Source organism: Streptomyces niveiscabiei (genome assembly GCF_001419795.1).
GTDB lineage: Bacteria > Actinomycetota > Actinomycetes > Streptomycetales > Streptomycetaceae > Streptomyces > Streptomyces niveiscabiei.
On record NZ_LIRL01001053.1, the window covers coordinates 1 to 2,089 of the forward strand.

The window sequence follows — 2,089 nt, forward strand, 5'->3', positions numbered from 1 at the left end:
CGGGCCAGGGCCAGGCGGGGGGCGAGTCGGGGGCGCAGGTCGCCGCTCCGGCCGCCGCGCAGGCCACTGCTCCGGCCGCCGCGCAGGAGAGCGCTCCCGGTGGCTTCGGGCCGGCTCCGGTGGTTTCTCCGGCTCGGCCCGGCGGGGCGGCAGGCGGGAAGGAGCCCGGGACGCTGGTGATTGCGCCGGTCAGGGCGGAGGCTGCGGGTGGGGTGCCCGACGGTGCTGAGAGCGCCGTGGACGCGCCGGGCGAGAAGGCGGCGGGCGGTGCTGCCGTCGGGGCCGTCTCCGTTGAGAAGAAGAACACTGACACCGAGGACGCACGATGAGCCAGCAGACTCCTTCGCCGCAGGTGTGGCAGCAGGCCGGTGGCGGGTACACGTCGCCGATCCCGGTCGTGCGGACGCATCTGGGGCATGCCGTCGCCTCGGAGTGGACGAAGATCCGGTCCGTGCGGTCGACGATGTGGACGCTCGGGGTGTTCGTGGTGATGGTCGTCGGCGTCGGGCTGCTGACGGCCGTACTCATCGCCGCCAATGCCGATCCGTATGACCTTCAGGGCGACAACCCCCTGTCCTACGGCGTGTTCGGGCTGCTGCTCGGCAGCATGTGCGTGATCACGCTGGGGGTGCTGACGACCGCGTCCGAGTACGGCACCGGGATGATCCGTACGACGATGGTGGCGTGCCCCTCGCGGGGGCGGGTGCTCGCGGCCAAGGGCATCGTGTTCTTCGGCGTCGCGTTCGTGTTCACGTTCGTGTCGACGCTGATCGTGGCGCTCGCGGACGTCGCGCTGCTCGACGGGGCGCGGACGCCGTCCACCGGCGAGTGGGTCAAGGGGACCTTCGGGGTGTCCCTGTTCATCGCGCTGCTCGGGATGCTGTCGCTGGCCGTCGGGTCGGTCGTACGGCACTCGGCGGGGGCCATCACGATCATGATCGGGCTGGTGCTGGCGCCGCTCGTGCTCGCGCTGTTCATGTTCTCGGAGTCGCTGTCCGGGCTGCGGGACTTCCTCTTCGAGTACTCGATCCCGAATCTGCTGAGCACGTTCTACGCGGAGACGCTGACCGAGTCCGGGCCGTCCGCGTGGGACTCGCTGCTGATCGCCCTCGTGGTGACCGGGGCCGCCTTCGGTGCCGGGTTCGCGTTGCTGGAGAAGCGGGACGTGTGACCGTCGCTCAGAAGCGCGGTGCGTTTCGGGACCGTCGTACCCCCGGGGTGCGGCGGTCCCGCGCGTTCCAGCAGGCCTTGTGCCAGTGGCGGCGGTCGTCGACGCCGGCGTGCTGCGGCCAGGCGACGACGTGGGGGACGCCGTCGGGGATCAGCTGGTCGCAGCCGGGGCAGCGGTACGACTTGCCCTGGCTGCTCGCGCCCGCGACATGCCGCACGCTCCACTCCTCGCCGGCCCAGTCCGTCGAGGACTGCCAGCCGCCGTAGCGGCCCGCGCGGTCGTCCTCGGCGCTGTGGCCTGACGGGTCGGTGCCCTTGGGGCGGTTGCGGCGCGGGGACACGGGACACCTCACGGGCTTGTGCAGGGAGCGTGGTTCCGCTCCAGCCTACGCGGCGGAATGCGGGGTAGGCGATGAACGGCCAATCCCCACAAGTCCCCCTGGGGTGAGGGGGTTGAGTGGCTCCTCGGAGCCGTTCTCCAGACAATCCGGAAATCTCTTCGCCAGGCCGTGTCCTCGGCACGTGTCAGGCGGTTATGCCGGTGTGGGGGAGCTCCGTGTCGGAGCCAAGGAAGCAGGAAAGTCCATGCGCGTTGGAAGTTTCGTGTTGGCGGCCCAGTTCCCCGGACAGGGGCAGGGGGAGGCGCTGTACCGGGCCGTGCGGTCCGCTGAGGTCGCGGAGGAGGCGGGTCTCGACTCGGTGTGGCTGGCCGAGCATCACTTCGTGCCCTACGGCACGTGTCCCTCGGCCGTCACGCTGGCCGCGCTGCTGCTCGGGCGTACGCGGCGGATCCGGGTCGGGACGGCGGTGAGTGTGCTGCCCAACGTCCATCCCGTCGCGCTCGGGGAGCAGGCCGCGCTGCTGCACCTCACCAGTGGGGGGCGGTTCTCCCTCGGGGTCGGGCGGGGTGGGCCCGGGG

Annotated in this window: 3 protein-coding genes and 1 pseudogene; 3 read left to right on the plus strand and 1 reads right to left on the minus strand. The window is 71.5% G+C overall.

Annotation, left to right across the window (positions count from 1 at the left end; translation table 11 throughout):
- Both AOK24_RS49975 and AOK24_RS39535 read left to right on the plus strand, forming a co-directional pair.
- A pseudogene (locus AOK24_RS49975) lies at positions 1-329 on the plus strand (hypothetical protein); the annotation flags it as partial.
- Positions 326-1,171 (plus strand): ABC transporter permease subunit, encoded by an 846-nt coding sequence (locus AOK24_RS39535; RefSeq protein ID WP_055724750.1) that lies wholly within the window; start codon positions 326-328, stop codon positions 1,169-1,171. The pseudogene AOK24_RS49975 and the gene AOK24_RS39535, both read left to right, overlap by 4 nt.
- 7 nt (positions 1,172-1,178) lie before the next feature.
- On the opposite strand, the gene AOK24_RS39540 is transcribed toward AOK24_RS39535, so the two are convergent.
- The gene (locus tag AOK24_RS39540; protein WP_055724751.1) at positions 1,179-1,511 is read right to left on the minus strand and encodes a hypothetical protein; all 333 of its coding nucleotides are present in this window, start codon (positions 1,509-1,511) and stop codon (positions 1,179-1,181) included.
- A 244-nt stretch (positions 1,512-1,755) separates the two neighbouring features.
- On the opposite strand from AOK24_RS39540, the gene AOK24_RS39545 reads away from it, so the two are divergent.
- Positions 1,756-2,089: LLM class flavin-dependent oxidoreductase (locus tag AOK24_RS39545; protein ID WP_159052157.1), on the plus strand; the 334-nt coding region annotated here is incomplete at its 3' end.